Genomic DNA, 17,705 nt, shown 5'->3' with positions numbered 1-17,705 from the left:
CAATCGTCAGATGGCGCCGACGGGCGCCGGCTCGTCCAGGCCCATGGCGTGAAGACGCGAGTAGTAGCCGTTTTGCGCCAGCAGCTCGCCGTGTGTGCCGCGCTCGACGATGCGGCCCTGGTCCATGACCAGAATCAGGTCGGCACGCTCGATGGTGGACAGGCGGTGCGCAATGACCAGCGTAGTACGGCCCTTCATGACCTGGTCCAGCGCCGCTTGAATATGACGCTCCGACTCGGTGTCCAGCGCCGAGGTGGCTTCGTCCAGGATCAGCAGCGGGGCGTTTTTCAGCAGCGCCCGCGCAATGGCCAGACGCTGACGTTGCCCGCCTGACAGCAGCACCCCGTTCTCGCCGACCTGCGTGTCGAACCCTTCGGGTAGCTGCTCGATGAACTCCCTGGCATAGGCATCGGCGGCAGCGGCCACGATGTCTTCACGGGGCGCACCCGCCAGATCGCCGTAGGCAATGTTGTTGGCGACGCTATCGTTGAACAGCGTGACGTTTTGATTGACCTGGGCGATGTGCTTACGCAGGTTGCGAAGGCGGTACTCTTCGATATCGACGCCATCGAGCAGGATGTTCCCGGTCTCGTGGTGGTAGAAGCGCGGTATCAGGTTCGCCAGCGTCGACTTGCCGCTGCCAGAGCGCCCGACCAGCGCGACCATCTGACCCGGCGCTGCCGAGAAACTGATGTCGTTCAGCACCTGCCGATCAGTGCCCGGATAGGTAAAGCTCAGGTTGCGCACTTCAAGATTGCCGGAGACGCGGTCGCGCTCGACGGTGCCCTGGTCCAGCTCAGGTTCCACATCCAGTTGTTCGAAGATACTTTCCGCGCCCGCCACACCCTTCTGGATGGTGGAGCTCACTTCAGACAACTGACGAATCGGCTTGGGCAACAGGCCCGCAGCGGTGATGTACGCCACCAGATCGCCTGCAGTCGAATCGCCGCGCAGGTACAGGACCAGAAACATCAGCGCGGCCATGGCCGTGTAGATCACCAACTGCAACATCGGCGTGTAGACCGCGCCAGTCTTGGTCATCTGCAGCTGTTTGTCGGTGTTATGAGTACTGGCCTTCGCGAACCGCTCCTCCTCGTAGGTTTCCCCACCGAAGCTGCGCACGACCCGATAGCCCTGAATGGTCTCGGACGCGACATGCGTCACATCACCCATCGCCACCTGGATTTTCTTGCTCTGCTTGCGGAATTTCTTGCTCGCGCTGCCCACCATCACGGCGATCAGCGGCAGGATCGCAAGCATGACCAGGGTCAGCTGCCAGTTCATCCACAGCAGGTACATGAACAGGAACACGACGGTCAGGCCTTCACGGATAACCACCTTGATGGCATCGGTGGCCGCGCCCGTGACCATGGTCACGTTGAAGGTGATGCGTGAAATCAGATGGCCTGAACTGTGGGTATCGAAATAGCGGTTGGGCAGGACCAACAGCTTGTTGAACAGCTCGACGCGCAGATCGTGAACCAGGCCGAGGGAGACTTTCGCCAGAAAGTAATTGCCCAGATAGGAACCCAGCCCCTGCCACGCCGCGATCAGGATAATCAGTAGCGGAACGGCCTGCAGCAGCTGCAGATCGCGCAGATAAGGCACATTGGGGAAGAGAACGGCTTCGGGGTTGCTCAAGCCGTCGACGAAGTACTTGAGAATGCCGGCCAGCATTGGCTGGGTGGAGGCGAAAATCACGAAGCCGACGATGCTGAGAATGAAGATGCCCACGTAGGGTTTCACGTAGTTCAGCAGTCGAAAATAGATGCTCATGCTGGAGCTTTGTCCGCTAATGGACGGTGTATCGCTCATCGTTAAGCTCGCTGGACTGAGTGGAGCGCGGGATTTTATCACAGCGGGGGCCACTTCCCCCCGCGCCCACATCAGCAGGCTGGCCAGGCCGATCGGCAACCAGCTGATGAACCATTCAGCGCGGGGCGAGCCGGTCAGGCTGGCGGCATCGAACTGCATGGCCAGGGTCGAGAACAGCCAGATGCCGATGACGCCGCGACCAAAGTCAGTCTCCCTGACGCGCCATGCCTGCCAGAGGACCGTCAGCCAGATGGCCGCCCAGAGCAGCATGCCGGGAAGGCCCAGCTCGATGGCGATATGGGTGAACAGATTGTGCGAGTGATCGAAGATCATAACGCCCGGGACGGCCACCTTGTAGGGCGAGCCCAGACCCAGTCCGGTCAGAGGGTGCAGTTCGATCATCTTCATGGCGGCGGTGAATATTTCAGGGCGGAAGGACGAACCTCGCGCCATCATCGTCGACTCCATCAGCATGAAGCCAACGAGTGCGACCACCACCGCTGCGGCAGACAGGTAGAACCCGCGCCGGTGCCGCCACCAGATCGGCAGCGCCACGACCGTGAAGAACAACGCGAGCACTGCGCCCCGGCTTTGCGACATCAATATGAACGCCGTACCGGCCAGCAGCACCAGGGCCCAGACTATCTGGAGGCCGCGCGATCGAGGCGGCCAGAGCAGCGTCCAGATCATCGAGACGCCAATGACATAGGCGCCCAGAATCGGGTGGCTCAGCTCGCCGAGACCTTGAAGCCGCGTACTCCAGCCGTTGTGCTGGAGGCCGTAGAACTTGACGATAGACACCACTGCCGCAATGCCCAGGCCGATGCCAGCCCATTGCATCAGGCGCATGACCCGGTCAGGTCGGGCATCGGCAAGGATCGGGAAAAACAGGACGAAAAACGCAATGTACAACAGGCGCTTGAATTCACGGTCCGGCTCGGCAGTGCCGCTCCAGAACAGCGTCATCATTGACCATGCCGCCAGCAGCAGGAGCAGCGAAAATAACAACCGCTGTCCGCGCCATGCCTCCCCCAGACGCGCCCGTGCCGACCAGGCCAGCCCGATGCAAGGCACCCAGAGCAGCGCGACAAGGCCCTGCTGGTAGATTTTGTTGGCCGGAGCAAAAGCAATGGCGAGCAAGAACCACAACAATCCTGCAGATAGCAGGACCTGTGCCCAGCGTTTCGAGTACATCCTGTCTCCCTAAAATGTAGGACCAGTCTTGCCCGGCATGGTGAAAGCGTTAACTTTTGGGCATCATTGCCCGTCAAACGGCTCGTAACTTTTCACAAGGCTTTCTACTGATGCAATGTTTTCGGCTCTCAAAGGCCGCTTTAAATCAAATGATCGTCGGCGCCAACGTGTTGGAGGCCGACAGCTATGGCGCGAAAGTGTACATGCTGAAGGACGGCAAAATCCTTAAACTATTTCGTCGCAAGCGCTGGTTTTCATCCGCCTTGCTGCGCCCCTATTCCAAACGCTTTATCGACAACGCGGTTCAACTGCACAAGCTCGGCGTACCCACGTTGAAAGTCACGGATTTTTACACGCTTGAGCAGCAAGGGATGACGGCTGTGCTGTACCGCCCGCTGCCGGGTGAAACCCTGCGTCAGATCGCTGCCAAGCCCGGTTTCACGTGGGCACAGGCGCTCCCCGCGCTGATCGAATTGATCCGCAGCCTGCATCGTTCGGGTATTTACTTCCGCTCGCTGCACTTGGGCAACATCGTCGTGACGCCAGAGCAGCAGATGGGGCTGATCGACGTCGCTGACATGCGCTTTTTCAAGGCGCCCCTCTCAGAGCGCCTCAAGAAGCGCAACGTTCAGCATTTTGCGCGGTATATCGAGCGGGAAAACCTGGGTCAGGAGTTTCCGCTGCAGGACCTTGAAAAGGGCGTGCTGGCGTCCTGAAGCAAGACCTCTCAGGGATGAGAGGTCAGCAGCGCCCGAGAGTCCTGACGAAATTGCTCCCATGCCTTTTCCGGTGCCAGCGCTCGATGCTGGGACGCCGAGACATCATCACCTTGCCGGGCCGTGAATTGCTCGATCGCTGCGACCCACGCAGGAACATCGGCAACAGGCACGTAATGCCCTGCGTCACCCAACTGTTCGCGAAAGACATCCAGATCGCTGACCAGCACCGGCACACCAGCGATCACGGCTTCTTGCAGCACCAGACCCAGGCCTTCCTCACGAGACGGAATCACCACCCAGTCGAACCCTCGGTACAGCTTCGCCAGACCCGGTTTGTGCCCGGGCAGAAAGACTTTGCCGCCCAGCTTGAGCTGCTTGATCTTGCGCTCCAGCACCGCTCGGTCCGGCCCTTCACCGATGATCACCAGATTGAGATCGGGGTGGCGCACCAGTGACTGGGAAAACGCGTCGAGCAGGTAATCAAAACCCTTGTCCGTGACCAGACGCCCGACGGCGCCGAGGATGCGCATGTTTTCCGACGGCAGATCCAGCACCCGCCGGGCCTGTTTTCGGGCCAGCAGGCGCAGGCAGAACGACTCGGGCTCAAGCGCACTGCGCAGGCCGATCACCGGGATTTGCAGGGTTTTGTGCAGCGAGGACGCCAGGGTTTGCGACACCGCCGCCAGCGTCAGACGCTGGGCGGGGAACTGCTGGAACATCAGCCGGTGATGATCGCGCATCTTGGTGGCGCCGTGAAACACCACGACTGCGCGGATGTCAGGCATGTCCTTGAGGATTGGCAGCAATACCCTGGCCACGCCCAGCCCGTCGAGCAGCACCACCGTGGCTTTGCTCTCGATCAGCGCTTTGCGCATGCGAAATTGCAGCACGGGCTTGAGCAGCCGCCAGACATGCCGTTCCTTGAGCAACCGCGAGGACAGGCTCCACTCGCGCACCTGCGGAACGGGTTCGGCGCAGTCGCTGGCTTCACCTTGCAGAAACCAGGTCTTGACGTCAGTGGCGGGGTCGAGCTGCGACAGAATTTGCTGATGGACCTTGTGAACCGAGGAAAACGGCGCGCCACTTGACCACATCACATTAACGATGCTCATCGGGCGCCGTGCCTTGACGTTAGCGTCACGACATTCATGTGGGCAGGGTCTATCAATGGTAAAGCCAATGCGCACCCCGGAAGAGAAGCGTAAAACCGGAATCGGGCCACGTACGGGTCTGATTCCGGCGCTGTCTGTAGACCATCACCCTGGTTGGGCGGTGTCCTTGTATTCCATTCGTAATCTGCCACGCCGCTTCGTTCCACAGTCCGGCAAATATCTTGTTCCATCAAAGGCCCACTACAGCACGCAGCCGTTCAAACCAACTCAAGGAAGCACGTTCGCGCAGTGCGGGTTTGAGCGCCTGCACGATGCGCTCGCCAATCGCCGCGAAAGCGAAATGCGACGTTGCCAGATTTCGACCCTCCACGGCAATACGCGAAGCCAACACAGGGTCACTGCGCAGGATCGCCAGTTTTTCCTGCAACTGGGGAATATCGCTGTAAAGCACTACGTTGCGCATGTCCTCCAGGCCCAGAGCGCGGTTCTCGGCGGCTCCCTGGTCGAAGGTCAACAGCACACAGCCACACGCCATCGCCTCGAAATTCTTGATCATGTACTCGCCCATACCGACGTCAGCACTCACAAAAAAACGGATGCGGTTAAGGGTGTCGCAATATTCTTCGCCTGACTTGGTGCGCGTGACGACCAGGGTCTCGACGCGCCCCAATTCATCCAGCATCTGCTTGCGGCCGCTGTAGGCCACGCTGTTGGTGCTGCCGACAAACGCCAGCTCGATGTCGCGCTCACGCCCCTGGTCTGCCAGCAGGCCTTGATCGTAGCCCTTGGGCACGAACACAGCGTCGACCCCCTCTTCCCGCAGGCGTTCGCTGACCATGAAGCCGGAACTGATTACCCGGACCCAAGGCAACTTGCGGTAGTGAGCGCTGAATTTTCCGGTGTACTTGCAAGGGATATAGTTCTGATAGGCGTCGTGTTCGAGGATCACCAGATGGGGGATCGTGCGAATGAAACTCGCCTGACGCACTTCCTGCTTGAATCGCAGGAAAAAGACAATGCGGTCGTAGCGCGTCACATCGACTTCACGACGGAAATAGCCGCGCAGGTTTCGCTGTTGCTCGGACGTCAGCCAGCGCAAATCACATTCGCAGTGTGCGGCCACGCCTTCATACAGACGGTCCAGAATGGCACGTTGCTCTTTCTGGACCAGGAATAGAACTTTCATCGGTTTCCTTGGCACCACCGGTGTTTATCCCCGCACTGCAGGGCAGCGACGTCTGAAGGCTCGCTCAATCTGTCTTCGTTTCAACCGTCTGGCGCCAGAACAACTCATGTCGACGCACCGACTTCCTGAAAAATTCGTTCTCGCCCTCTGCCGGCCAGCGTCGACCCGCAAGCAGCTGTTGCAGCCATCGCCGCACGCGACGTTTCAGCGGCGGCGCGGGCTGCAGGTCGTGCATCATACCCAAAGCCATGGCTTTGTCTCGCTGCACAACCGCTGACAATTCAATGCAATACGGCACCCACTCGGCAGTCTGCTCGAAGACTGGCGGCAAAGCGATACCACTGTAAGCGTTACCCATCGGCCAGCGATCGTTGTCGTGCAAATGATTGGCGTAACCCAGAATGACGGTCGGCTGCCAGGCCAACCCTTGCAGCGCTTCGATGACTGCCGCCTGAGAACAGATGTGGTCAGGGTGTGGATCGATGATCGGGTGCGGCATGACCAGCACTTGCGGCCGTGCTTGAAGCAACAATGCGCGCAGATCGGCAATCAGGTTGTTCCAGGTGGGCGCGCCATCGACATCCCCCGGCAAAGGCATCGGGTTGAACTGGCGGAACAGACGTATATCGTCCAGGTCCGCCTCGCGGGAAGCGATGGGCTGGTCCGGCGCCGCCTGCATGGCGGGCAACTGAAGACAGAAATAGCCTAACTGCACGCAACGGGATTCCGGTACGCCGCCCCATCGCGGGACGACAACGCTGTCCCAGGCGCGCAAACGGCCTTTGACCCGCGCCGCTTGCGCCGGGCTCATGCCCATCTGCTGATAATGCTCGGCTTCAATCTCGCCGGCGGTGAGGGTGACAATCCAGCTTTCTTCCGCGCCGCTGTACAAGCCAAATGCGGCCAGCTCGGCATCGTCCGCGTGAGGGGCGATGATCATCATCCGCTGACGGCGGGCATCGGCATGGCTGAACGACCACAGTCGGGGCTGTCCGCTCACGCGGCAAAACCGGCCCCGTATCCGCAGCGTGCCCGCCGCCAGGGAGTCGCCCAGGCCGGTGAGGTTCAGGTAGCGCAAACCGTCCACCCCGCGTTCGAACGCCTGTCGGTCGTGAAGCGCCTGACCCACAAGCTCGATCTCAGGGTCGAGAAAGCGCCCGAGCCAGGTGCTTTTGATCGGCAGCGACAGCACCAGCGTCTCGGACCCTGTCAGCGACAACGGCGTGGCCAGGCGCAGGGTTTCCCCGTCCAGCCGGACGCCGCTGACTTCGTTGTCGGCAGGGAAGCGGTATTGGTAGTCGTCGGACGGGGAATAGAAGAGATGATCCGAAAACCAGGCTTCGTGCGCGACCCAGGCCAGCACGGCCAGCAACAAGGGCAACCACCACACCCCCAGCACGCCGATGACGATCAGCAGCGCAAGGCCGACCAGCAGCACCATTCGCTTGTTGCGGCGATGGCGCTTGAGCAACGCTTGCTTGCGGCTCAAATCTGAAACACCGGAACGGGGTTGCACCAACGGTCCTTGTACTCCCGGTCGGCGCGACCGAAGGAGAACCGCAGGGGTTTGTTCAAGGCCCGGGCATGCTCCCAGGCGCTTTGGGTATTGAGGAAGCTCAAGACACTGCCGGGGCTGAAATCCCGGGTTTGCGGGTCCACGCCGCCGTTGATGTATTCGACGCTGATCCACTCCGGCGCCTCGACGCGGTACACCAGTTGGACGGCAATGGCGGCGTCATTGAGGAAGATCACCGAGCCGATCAGCAGGTCGCGCAACAGCTCGACGACTTCTGCCATTCGCTGCGCACCGGTGGCCGGGAAACCCCAGCGCCGCTGGAAGAGATCGCAGTAAATGGCGGCCAGCTCGGCACTGCTGAAGTCGCTGACCGGACGCACCACGCCGCCCGCCTCTTGCAGCAGGCGCAACTCGCGCCGCTGGTTGTAGCGAAATTTTTTCGACAGTTCTTCGGGCGTGCGGGCCATGGCCAGCGATTCCGCCTGCGGCAGGAACGTAGGCACGCGGCCCTCATTGAGCGCCGACAGGTAACGACCGCGATGGCGGACCGGCACGTGAGCATCCGCCGCGACCGGCAGGATCAACTCCGCGTTACCCAGATCGAACAGGCCTTTTTTGCCGTGGCTTTTGAGCACATCCTTGGACAACGCCAGCGACCGGCCCCACGTGGCAATCGCGGCCTTGACGTCACCGCCCTGCTCCCACGCCAGATAGCGCACGGGAATCTCGGCGAACGCGGCCAACCGCTCTACCACCAGCGGATGGGTGGCCACGCTGCCGCCATAACGCTGCCAGGCCTGCTCGTACGCCTGCGCGTCCACCTGGGCCCAGCCACGTTCACGGACGCTTTGAAATCGATTGAGCATCAAGACTCCGCAGTCAGATCGGTCACCTGCGGCAAGCGCCAGAACACGTCACGCACCGCCGCGTCGGAGAACCGCTCGTTCAGGCGCTGCAACATGAGGTCCGCGCACGCCTGGCGCTGCTCTGCGTCAAGACTGGAGAGGTGCACAAGGCCTTGCGCCAGCCGGGCTTCATCGCCCAGCGGAAACAGGACGCCGACGCCTTCGACCACTTCCTTCGCACCGCCACAGGCAGTTGCCACCAGCGGCACGCCGGCGGCCATCGCTTCCAGCAGGACCATGCCAAACGGTTCGTGGTCCGAGCTGAGCGCGAACACATCAAAGGCCTTGAAGTAACGACTCGCCTGCGCAATCTGGCCCGGCAACAGCACCTGCGCGCCGATCCCCAGTTCCATGGCCAACTCTTTGAGGTCCTGTTCCAGTCGCCCTTTGCCGAGGATCACCAACTGGCTGTTCTCGGGCAGATTCGGCAAGGCCTGGGCGAAGCCGCGCAGCAGGGTCGCCTGATCCTTGTCCGGGTGCAGGCGGCCCACGTTGCCGACGATCCAGGCCTCCTGCGAAAGCCCGAGCTCTTCGCGGGCCTCTTCACGGGACAGCAAACTGGCTTGCAACGGCTCGACGTCGATGCGGTTGTACAACGTCTGGATGCGGCCGGTGGGCCATTTCGGCAGGCTCTTGCGCATGTCGTCGCGCACCGCATCGGAGACGCCCAGCAGGCTCAGGCGCCAGCGGGCCAGGTGCGCGAACAGCTTGCGGCTGCGACGCTGATAGTCACCGAACGCATGGTGCACGCCAATCACCGGCAGGCGGGTGGCCAGTAACGCGATGTAGACCGGTTTGAAGCGGTGGGCGATGCAGAACGTGAAGTCCCGTGACGCCGCGATTTTGCGCAGTTCAAGGATCGCGCCCAGCTTTAGGCCACGAATGGCCTTGGAGCTGTATTCCATGAACAGCACTTCATCGGACGCACATTTACCAGCCACTTCGGCATCGGCGGCGCCGGTCAGGAACACCGTGGTCACGCGATAGCCCTTGCCCGCGAACAGACTGGCGTATTGACGGGCGCAGTCCAGAAACGGCCCGTCATAACCGTGACAGAACTGCAACACGTGGCGCTCAGCCGAGCGTGTCATAAGTTTCCGCGCCGTCTTTGATGACCAGGATGTCTTCCATGATCAGGTACTGCAGGTCCGAGCCGAAAAACATGTTCAGCGCATCGGTGGGCGAGCAGATCATCGGCTCGCCTCGACGGTTAAGCGAAGTGTTCAGCGACACGCCGTTACCGGTCAGCACTTCGAGGGCCTTCATCATGTCGTAGTAGCGCGGGTTGTACTCGCGCTTGAGCACCTGGGCACGGGATGTGCCGTCTTCATGGACGACTTCCGGCACGCGGGTTTTCCACTCTTCAGCCACTTCGAACGTAAAGGTCATGAACGGCGCCGGGTGATCGATCTTGATCATCTGCGGCGCGACGGTGTCGAGCATCGACGGGCAGAAAGGCCTCCAGCGCTCGCGGAACTTGATCTGATGATTGATGCGATCGGCCACGCCGGGAATGCTCGGGCAACCAATGATCGAGCGCCCGCCCAAGGCGCGCGGACCGAACTCCATACGGCCCTGGAACCAGGCCACCGGGTTGCCCTCGACCATGATTTTGGCGATGTGCTCCGGGGTATTTTCGATCTGGCGCCATGCCGGTTTGCTCGGGTGGCGGGCGCAAGCGGCGATCACGTCTTCGTTGCTGTACGAAGGGCCGAGGTAGACGTGCTCCATCTTCTCGACCGGCACGCCACGGGCGTGAGACACGTAGGCCGCTGCACCCACGGCTGTCCCGGCGTCACCGGAGGCAGGTTGCACGAACAGTTCTTTGACTTCAGGGCGCGCGATGATTTTCTGGTTCAGCTTGACGTTCAGCGCACAGCCACCGGCGAACGCAATCTTGCCGGTTTCCTTGAGGATGTCGCCCAGGTAGTAATCCATCATCTGCAGCGCCAGCTTTTCGAACAGCGCTTGCATGCTGGCGGCGTAATGAATGTATGGCTCGTCAGCGATATCGCCTTCGCGCTTGGGGCCCAGCCACTCGATCAGCTTGGGCGAGAAGTAGAAGCCTTTGCCCTTCTCTTTGTAGCGTCGCATGCCGATGACATTGGCGTACTCGGTGTTGATCACCAGCTCGCCGTTTTCAAAGGTCGCCAGGCGCGAGAAATCATACTTGCTGGCATCACCGTAAGGCGCCATGCCCATGACTTTGAACTCGCCATCGAGCATCTCGAAACCGAGAAACTCAGTGATCGCGCCATACAGGCCACCGAGGGAATCGGGGTCGAAGAATTCTTTGATTTTGTGGATCTTGCCGTTCTCCCCGTAGCCGAAGAACGTGGTGGCGTATTCGCCTTTGCCATCGATGCCCAGGATCGCGGTTTTTTCCGTGAAGCCGGAGCAGTGATAGGCGCTGGAGGCGTGAGCCAGGTGATGCTCGACCGGTTCGATCTTGATTTTCTTCGGATCGAAGCCCAGTTGCTCGAGGCACCAGACGATCTTGTTGCGATAGCGCTTGTAGCGACGGTTGCCCATCAGGATGGCGTCGAGCGCACGGTCCGGGGCGTACCAGTAACGCTTGGCGTATTTCCAGCGGGCTTCACCGAACAGGCTGATCGGCGCGAAAGGAATGGCGACCACGTCAACGTCCGATGGCTTGATGCCAGCCTGCTCAAGACAGAACTTCGCCGACTCGTAGGGCATGCGGTTCTTTGCGTGTTTGTCGCGAACGAAACGCTCTTCTTCGGCGGCGGCGACCAGTTTGCCGTCGATGTACAGGGCCGCGGAAGGATCATGGCTAAGGGCGCCGGACAGGCCAAGGATCGTCAATGCCACTAGGGTCTAGCCTCTTTAGTCTGCATGCAGGCGGCGTGCGCCTGAGAAAAAAATGTGCCTCGCGCCGGGGCGGCGGGCAGCTAAAGGGCGGGATTATAGCGTAATGCGTCTGGATGTTGTCGGCCGGAAATGGTTTCAGGGCTGCTGCGCAACCCATCGCGAGCAAGCTGCGCTCCTACGGCCTGCGGCCAGAATCAAAACAGTTACAGACGCTCAGAACCCTGCTTCTGCCGAAGGCGTAGGAGCGAGGTTTGCCCGCGATCTGCCGGGCACCGGCAGCAAAACCTACCGATAGGGATATCCTGACCTAACGCGGGACTGGGTTCAGGGCTGCTGCGCAGCCCATCGTCCGATTGCGGCCCAGAGACAAGCTGCGCTCCCACGGCCTTCGGCCAGAATCAAACGCACCGTCACCGACTGATTCGCGTATCTGGAAGCGTTGGAATCCGCTCATTCAACACCCGGTGCAGCGCGCAGTCGGCCGGCCAGTTGCGCATGAACCGCACGCGGTCCCTGGTGAAGGCTTCGCCGAAGGCGGAGGGTGAGCTGTGTTGGCACATGGCGTCCAGGTCGATCAGTGCCCATCGATCCTGATGCCAGATCACGTTGTGCCCTTTCAGATCACCATGGCTGATCCGTGCGTTGAGCAGTTGCGCGAACAGATCGTCCAGTGCCTTCAATTCGTTTTCGGGCACCAGCCCCGACTGGACATAGGGTTTGAAGCGCTCGATGAGGTCCGGGCCCGGCAGGTATTCGGTGATCAGGTACGCCTTGTGCCGCAGCCAGAAGAATCGCTGTTCCAGCAGGGCCAGCGGCTTGGGCGTGGCGATCCCGAGGAATGCCAGGCGGTTGCCCTCGCGCCATGAGTGCCACGCGCGGCTGGGACGCCAGAAGCGTTTGATCCAGTGCACGGCGCCCTTGATGTTGTAGCGCTTGATCACCAATGGCCGGCCCGCCACTTCGACCCGGGCCACGCTGGCGGCACCACCGGTCTTGTACAGATGCCCTTGATCGAGCAACGCGTCGGCGTGGTCAAGTATCGGCCGCATGGTCGACTCTTCTTCGCGCCGAATCGCCCGCAATTCAGTGCCGCTGTCGGTGACGCTGAACAGACTGCAATCGCGACCGACCTTGGTCATGAAGTCTTTCAGGCGCCAGACGCGGACCTTGTCGATCTGCTTTTGCAGGGCTTCCATCGGCAAGGCGTGCTCACCGTTGCTCAACAGGTAGTGGACCAGCAGCTCTTCAGTGAACGGCTCGAGACGTTTCGGCAGCTGAGCGAAGAACACACCGAGATTTTCCAGCACTTTCTGCCGCGACAGCGGTTTGCCTGCCTGCTCAGCCTGGATGCCGGCGCCATCGATCAGGTACACCGTGCCGCCATGACGCAACAGGTTGTCCAGGTGCAAGTCGTCCTGCCACAGCCCTTTGCCGTGCAGTTGGCCGATGGCGGTCAACGCCTCGGCCAGCACGGCCTGTTGCTCGTCGGCCAGCGGCGGCAGGTCGGCCACTTCGGCCCAGGCGTCGCCCAGGCTTTGCGCGTTTTCCAGCAACTCGAACAGCAGCCAGCCGCCCTCGCCTTCCTGCAGACCATCGGCCAGCAACAGCGGCGTGGTCATGCCTTGTTCGGCAAGCAAACGCACACCGGCCAGCTCACGCTGAAAGTGGCGCGGCGCTTTTGGTCCGACCAACAGTTTTGCCAGCACAGGACGACCGCGCCAGATCGCCGCCCCCACGTACCGATGGCCCGGCAAGACGCGCAACAGACTCAGCAACTGCAGCTCGGCAGTTCCAGCAGCGTCGGCCAAGGTGATGTTCAGCGGTAACGTCGGCGTACGCCCGGCGTCTTTCAGTTCAGACAAACGCATCGGTGCCCTCTTTTTTCAACGTCGGGCGGGATGAATGATCCGGCCCGCACTATTCATCATGGTCTGCTGTAACACCCGTCTACCGACCGTCACGTTTATGACTGCCGCGTCGCGCCAGACGATGCCACCAGGCATCTACTTCCGGCCCGTTGCTGTCGGCTTGCAGATAAGCACCCAGCAGCTCGCGTATTTCAGCCTCGTTCCACGCTGGCGCCCGGCGCAGCAGCGGTTCCAGGTCCTTGACCCGATCACGCTGACCGAACAGCGACCGACGGGTTTTCTCCAGATCGATCAACTGCGCCAGATAGGCATCGGCACGGGCGCGCAGGAAAATGTGTTTGGGGTAAAAACAACCATGCACCTGCCCGGCCTGATGCAGCGTGCGCGCCAGCTCGCCGCACGCTTGCAGAATCGCCAGTCGCTGCTTTGCCGCCAGCGCGGGCCAGTCCTGCAACAGCGTATCCAGATCGGTCCAGCCGTCCAGCGCCCGGGTCATCAACACCGCCCGGCGCTCGCCATTAACCTTCTTCTCGCCGTAGAACACTGCATGCAGCGCCGGAATCCCGAGCTTCTGGTACAGGCTGATGTTGCGGAATTCCCGGGAGAAAGAAGGCTCGCCCAGCGGATGGTGCAAGGTGCGGGTCAGGTAATTCCTTTGGCGCTTGAGGTAGTAACCCGAGCCTTCGAGCTCCAGGCGAAACACACTGCTCCAGCCGCCACGTTCGGTGTTGGGCTCATCGACGGCATCCAGCTCGACCTCCCACAACGAATCGAAATCCGCCAGGCCGTGGCGCTCCAGCAAGGCCCGGTCGGCATCAGCGATGAACACACTCATTCGCGCCCCTCAAAAAAGCTGACGATATGACGGATGCGTTTTTTGTCCGAATCGTTCAGCCGCTCTCGCCCGCGATACTGCAGGTAAAAGCGCAGTCTCTGGGTGGCTGACAGGTGATATTTGGCCACCTTGTCCAGACACGCCAGGTCTTTGGTGATCCGGTAACGCAACATGAAACTGACCCAGAACGCACCGTTAGGACAATCAATGAAGAACAGCTTCGCCTGATCGTCGACCAGCAGATTGCGCCACTTCAGATCGTTATGGGTGAAGTGGTGATCGTGCATCGTGCGGGTGTGACGCGCCACCTGCTGGCTGACCTTGTCGACCCAGACGCGATCGGTCAGGCGCGGATCGTGCTGCAAGGCCAACGCCGACAAATCCTCGGTGCGCGGCAGCTCGCGCGTGATCAGCGCGCCCCGGTCGTACGAGGCGCCATTGCGCTCCAGCCCCCAGGCCACGACTTCCGCCGTAGGAATACCCCATTTGGCAAAGCGCTTGAGGTTTTGCCATTCTGACTTTACCCGTGGCCGGCCGAGGTAACGACGCAGGCCTTTGCCCGCGCCGACGTAGCGTTTGACGTAGTAATTCACGCCGCCGCGCTCTACGCGGATCACTTCGGACAGCGGGTCACGCGTCAGGCGCTCGCCGGTGAGCGCGAACACTGCCTCCAGGCTGCCGAAGTCGGCGGCCAGCGAATCGTATGCAGGTTCCAGTCTCCAACCCGGCATCAGAGCGCATCCCCGTAACGCACTTTGCGCTGATAAAGCTTGTCGGCGCGGGCCTCCAGCCAACTGAGCAGCGCGGACTCCTGCGCAAGGATCTGGCGCAGCGGCTGCTGGAAATAGCCCTTGAGGAATCGCAGTTTGTCGCGCCGCGTCAGGCCGATGTCCAGCGCCGAGAAATACAGGGCCGCCAGGTCTTTGTTGCGCCAGCGTTGAGTAATGGCCGGGCGCACCTGGGCGCGGTGCAGGTCGATCACCGAAAGCCTGAAGTTGTCAGGCGTCACCGGTGTGTCGGTGTGCAGCAGGAAGTGGCAGATGTAGCAATCGCGGTGATTGACGCCGGCGCGGTGCATGTCACCGACCATCTGCGCCACTTCGGCAATGAAGGCGCGCTTGAGTCGAGGATCCGGCGGATCGTTGCGCCAGTTGATGCTGACGTCTTCCAGGCTCTCGGTGGGCGCAAGTTCTTCGGTGATGATGAACGAATGCTGCGCTGCCGGATTGCTGCCGCGCTCGCCGTAGGCCACCGCGGTCATGGTAGCCACTCCGGCTTCGTGCAACCGGTTGATGGCGTCCCACTCCTGCCCCGCGCCGAGCACCGGCAGTTTGGCGGTCAGCAGGTTTTTCGCCACTTCTCCCCAGCCGATGCCGCGATGGATCTTGACGAAATAGCCGCGTCCGCCGACTTCCGTGCGCAGGGTGCGCCGGCCTTCGAGTTCGCGATAGACCTGACCGTCCAGCGCCTCGACGGCCTCGAACGCATCGCGGCCAGCCCAGAGGGTTTTGAACGGTTCAGCGAGGATCAATTTCATCCGTGGTGCTCCGCCAGAATCACATCCGCAGCGTGCTGCGGCATGCTGTAAAGATCAGCCGTGTCGGCAAATGCCAGACCGTTGCGGCCCCAAACGCTGCGTGCAGCATCGTCCTTGAGCATGCGTGCCAGATAGTGATTGAGCTGTGACTGGTCAAACGGCTCGTCCAGCACCAGGCCGCTGTCGGCCTCGGCGATGTAATGGGCGTAGCCGCAGACCGCGCTGACCAGCACCGGCAGCCCGGCCACCAGCGCTTCGAGCAGTACCGTGCCGGTGTTTTCGTTGTACGCCGGGTGGATCAATACGTCCGCCCCCAGCAGAAAGCGCGGGATATCGCTGCGGCCTTTCATGAACGTCACCTGATCGCCCAAGCCCAGCGCACTGCTTTGCAGTTGGAATACCTTGGGGTCGTCCTGGCCAATTACAAACAGCCGTGTGCGTTTTTTCAGTTCAGGCGGCAGCGCGGCCAACGCCTTGAGGCTACGGTCCACGCCCTTGGTCTTGAAGCCGGAACCGATCTGCACCAGCAGTAGATCGTCGTCGGCCAGCTTGAACTCGCGGCGGAACTCGGCCCGGATCTCAGGGGCATTTTCAGGGGCGCGACGGTCCTGGGAAATCCCGGGCGGCAACAGATGAAAACGTTCGAGCGGCGTGTGGTAATGCTTGATGAACAGCGGCTGCTGCACCTCGGAAATCATCAGCACTTCGGTCTTGGCATCTTCCGCGAAGACCGCGCGCTCGTACTCGGCGAAGTGGCGATACCGGCCCCAGCGCTTGTACAGCGAATGGCGCAGGTTCTGCGCCTTGTCTTCGTAACAACCGTCGGCGGCGTAGTACACGTCCAGGCCGGGCATCTTGTTGAAACCGATCAGCCGGTCAACCGGGCGCCTGGCCAGGTCGGCGTTCATCCAGTCGCTGAGCTTCTCGTTGCGTCGGTGGTTGAAGATCGCTTTAACGGGCGCCACCAGCACCTCGAAACCGGGGGGCACCTCGCCCTCCCAGATCAGGGTGTAGACGCGGATGGTGTGGCCGCGCTGCTGACATTCGAGCGCGATGCGCATGAAGTCGCGCTGCAGGCCGCCGAACGGGAAATACTTGTACAGCACGAATGCCAGTTGCATCAGTCGTGTTCCTTTGCCAGCGCAAGCGTGACCAGTCGGCCCGCCACTCGCTCGGGATTCAGGCGAGTGAAGCACAGTGGCCACTCGCGTTCGAGGTCGAACTGACGCTGATCTTCAGGCGTCGGTCGATACGTGCATTTTTTCTGCAGGCACGGCGCACACGCCGGATAGTCGCCGGCCAGGTGCACCTGGGACTTGCCATACGCCCCGGTCAGGCCCGGATTGGTCGGGCCGAATAACGACAGCGTCGGCACGTCCAGCGCTGCGGCCAGATGCCCAAGACCGGTGTCGACGGCGACGCAGGCCTGGGCGCTGGCCAGCACTTTGGCGACGCCCGCCAGATTCAGCTTGGGCAACACAATCGCGTTGTCCAGCCCTTGGGCGATGCGCTCGGCACGGGCCTTTTCGGCCGGGTTGCCCCACGGCAACTGCACCTGCAAGCCCTGGCCAATCATGCGCTCGGCCAGTTGCCGCCAGTACAGCTCGGGCCAGTGCTTGGTCGCCCAGGTGGTGCCGTGCAGAAACAGCACGAACGGCGCACCGCCGGCAGCATCCAGCAAGCGACTGCGATCCAGGCCGTAATCCCCCAGCCCGGGAGGCACGGTGTAATCGAGTGCCTGGGCGAACAGTTGGCGCAGACGCTCGACAGCATGCTGCCCACGGGCGACGGGATATGGCCGGTCATAGAAGCGCGCGGCCATCGGCTCGCGGGCCGAGTCCTTGTCCAGCCCGACAATCGGCGCCTTGACGTAGCGGGTCAGCCAGGCGCTTTTCAGCAGGCCCTGCGCATCAATCACCAGATCGTAAGGGGTGTCGCGCAAGCGCTGTTTGAACCTGCGCCACTCGCCATTTTTGAAGGTTTGCCAGAGGTTCTTGCGCCAGCGACGGATCGCCACCGGGATCACGCTCGCCACGGCCGGATGCCAGGTCGGGATCTCGGCGAAGCCATCTTCCACCACCCAGTCGAACTGGATGCCGGGCACCGCGCGGGCGGCGTCGGTCAACGCGGGCAGGGTATGAATGACGTCCCCAAGGGACGAGGTCTTGATCAGCAATACCCGCAAG

General features: G+C 61.5%; 14 protein-coding genes. 1 reads left to right on the top strand and 13 read right to left on the bottom strand.

Features of this window, described 5'->3' with window-relative positions:
- Positions 1-6: 6 nt before the first annotated feature.
- The gene (gene msbA / locus ABQX22_RS11070) at positions 7-3,009 is read right to left on the bottom strand and encodes a lipid A export permease/ATP-binding protein MsbA (protein ID WP_349799372.1); all 3,003 of its coding nucleotides are present in this window, start codon (positions 3,007-3,009) and stop codon (positions 7-9) included.
- 56 nt (positions 3,010-3,065) lie between these two features.
- Between msbA and ABQX22_RS11065 the strand changes: the two genes are divergently transcribed.
- Entirely contained in the window at positions 3,066-3,725 is a 660-nt protein-coding gene (locus tag ABQX22_RS11065; RefSeq protein WP_349799370.1) for a toluene tolerance protein, read from the top strand.
- A gap of 11 nt (positions 3,726-3,736) precedes the next feature.
- Here ABQX22_RS11065 and ABQX22_RS11060 read toward each other — a convergent pair whose 3' ends face one another.
- From ABQX22_RS11060 to waaC, 12 genes are all read right to left on the bottom strand, one after another.
- On the bottom strand, positions 3,737-4,840 hold the full coding sequence (locus ABQX22_RS11060; RefSeq protein WP_349799368.1) for a glycosyltransferase: 1,104 nt from the start codon (positions 4,838-4,840) through the stop codon (positions 3,737-3,739).
- A gap of 229 nt (positions 4,841-5,069) precedes the next feature.
- Positions 5,070-6,026, bottom strand: a complete 957-nt coding sequence (locus ABQX22_RS11055) for a glycosyltransferase family protein (protein WP_349799366.1) — start codon at positions 6,024-6,026, stop codon at positions 5,070-5,072.
- A gap of 64 nt (positions 6,027-6,090) precedes the next feature.
- On the bottom strand, positions 6,091-7,542 hold the full coding sequence (locus ABQX22_RS11050) for a PIG-L family deacetylase (protein WP_349799364.1): 1,452 nt from the start codon (positions 7,540-7,542) through the stop codon (positions 6,091-6,093).
- Positions 7,512-8,408, bottom strand: a complete 897-nt coding sequence (locus ABQX22_RS11045; RefSeq protein ID WP_349799362.1) for an antimicrobial resistance protein Mig-14 — start codon at positions 8,406-8,408, stop codon at positions 7,512-7,514. The genes ABQX22_RS11050 and ABQX22_RS11045 overlap by 31 nt, the downstream gene beginning before the upstream one ends.
- Positions 8,408-9,538, bottom strand: coding sequence for a glycosyltransferase (locus ABQX22_RS11040; RefSeq protein ID WP_349799360.1), 1,131 nt, complete (start codon positions 9,536-9,538; stop codon positions 8,408-8,410). Before ABQX22_RS11040 ends, ABQX22_RS11045 begins: the two co-directional genes overlap by 1 nt.
- Positions 9,522-11,279, bottom strand: a complete 1,758-nt coding sequence (locus ABQX22_RS11035) for a carbamoyltransferase family protein (protein ID WP_349799359.1) — start codon at positions 11,277-11,279, stop codon at positions 9,522-9,524. The genes ABQX22_RS11040 and ABQX22_RS11035 overlap by 17 nt, the downstream gene beginning before the upstream one ends.
- A 410-nt stretch (positions 11,280-11,689) precedes the next feature.
- Positions 11,690-13,147, bottom strand: a complete 1,458-nt coding sequence (locus ABQX22_RS11030) for a lipopolysaccharide kinase InaA family protein (protein WP_349799357.1) — start codon at positions 13,145-13,147, stop codon at positions 11,690-11,692.
- A 79-nt stretch (positions 13,148-13,226) separates the two neighbouring features.
- On the bottom strand, positions 13,227-13,982 hold the full coding sequence (locus ABQX22_RS11025) for a lipopolysaccharide kinase InaA family protein (protein WP_349799355.1): 756 nt from the start codon (positions 13,980-13,982) through the stop codon (positions 13,227-13,229).
- Positions 13,979-14,713, bottom strand: a complete 735-nt coding sequence (locus tag ABQX22_RS11020; protein WP_349799353.1) for a lipopolysaccharide kinase InaA family protein — start codon at positions 14,711-14,713, stop codon at positions 13,979-13,981. The genes ABQX22_RS11025 and ABQX22_RS11020 overlap by 4 nt, the downstream gene beginning before the upstream one ends.
- Positions 14,713-15,519 carry a lipopolysaccharide core heptose(I) kinase RfaP gene (gene rfaP / locus ABQX22_RS11015; RefSeq protein WP_349799351.1) on the bottom strand — a complete coding sequence of 269 codons (807 nt, stop codon included), beginning with the start codon at positions 15,517-15,519 and terminating at the stop codon, positions 14,713-14,715. Before rfaP ends, ABQX22_RS11020 begins: the two co-directional genes overlap by 1 nt.
- Positions 15,516-16,640, bottom strand: coding sequence for a glycosyltransferase family 4 protein (locus tag ABQX22_RS11010; protein ID WP_349799349.1), 1,125 nt, complete (start codon positions 16,638-16,640; stop codon positions 15,516-15,518). The genes rfaP and ABQX22_RS11010 overlap by 4 nt, the downstream gene beginning before the upstream one ends.
- Complete coding sequence (gene waaC, locus ABQX22_RS11005; RefSeq protein ID WP_349799347.1) at positions 16,640-17,704, bottom strand: lipopolysaccharide heptosyltransferase I; 1,065 nt, start codon at positions 17,702-17,704, stop codon at positions 16,640-16,642. The genes ABQX22_RS11010 and waaC overlap by 1 nt, the downstream gene beginning before the upstream one ends.
- Between the last annotated feature and the right edge of the window lies 1 nt (position 17,705).

This window comes from Xanthomonas sp. WHRI 1810A, from assembly GCF_040202885.1.
Classification (GTDB): domain Bacteria; phylum Pseudomonadota; class Gammaproteobacteria; order Pseudomonadales; family Pseudomonadaceae; genus Aquipseudomonas.
This window is presented reverse-complemented; position numbering and strand designations above follow the sequence as displayed.

Excerpts from the sequence above, each read along its gene's own strand:
- ABQX22_RS11010 (WP_349799349.1), bottom strand. The coding sequence starts at position 16,640 with ATGCAACTGGCATTCGTGCTGTACAAGTATTTCCCGTTCGGCGGCCTG.
- ABQX22_RS11030 (WP_349799357.1), bottom strand. The coding sequence starts at position 13,147 with ATGCGTTTGTCTGAACTGAAAGACGCCGGGCGTACGCCGACGTTACCG.
- ABQX22_RS11045 (WP_349799362.1), bottom strand. The coding sequence starts at position 8,408 with ATGCTCAATCGATTTCAAAGCGTCCGTGAACGTGGCTGGGCCCAGGTG.
- ABQX22_RS11040 (WP_349799360.1), bottom strand. The coding sequence starts at position 9,538 with ATGACACGCTCGGCTGAGCGCCACGTGTTGCAGTTCTGTCACGGTTAT.
- ABQX22_RS11060 (WP_349799368.1), bottom strand. The coding sequence starts at position 4,840 with ATGAGCATCGTTAATGTGATGTGGTCAAGTGGCGCGCCGTTTTCCTCG.
- ABQX22_RS11055 (WP_349799366.1), bottom strand. The coding sequence starts at position 6,026 with ATGAAAGTTCTATTCCTGGTCCAGAAAGAGCAACGTGCCATTCTGGAC.
- ABQX22_RS11020 (WP_349799353.1), bottom strand. The coding sequence starts at position 14,713 with ATGCCGGGTTGGAGACTGGAACCTGCATACGATTCGCTGGCCGCCGAC.
- rfaP (WP_349799351.1), bottom strand. The coding sequence starts at position 15,519 with ATGAAATTGATCCTCGCTGAACCGTTCAAAACCCTCTGGGCTGGCCGC.
- ABQX22_RS11025 (WP_349799355.1), bottom strand. The coding sequence starts at position 13,982 with ATGAGTGTGTTCATCGCTGATGCCGACCGGGCCTTGCTGGAGCGCCAC.
- msbA (WP_349799372.1), bottom strand. The coding sequence starts at position 3,009 with ATGTACTCGAAACGCTGGGCACAGGTCCTGCTATCTGCAGGATTGTTG.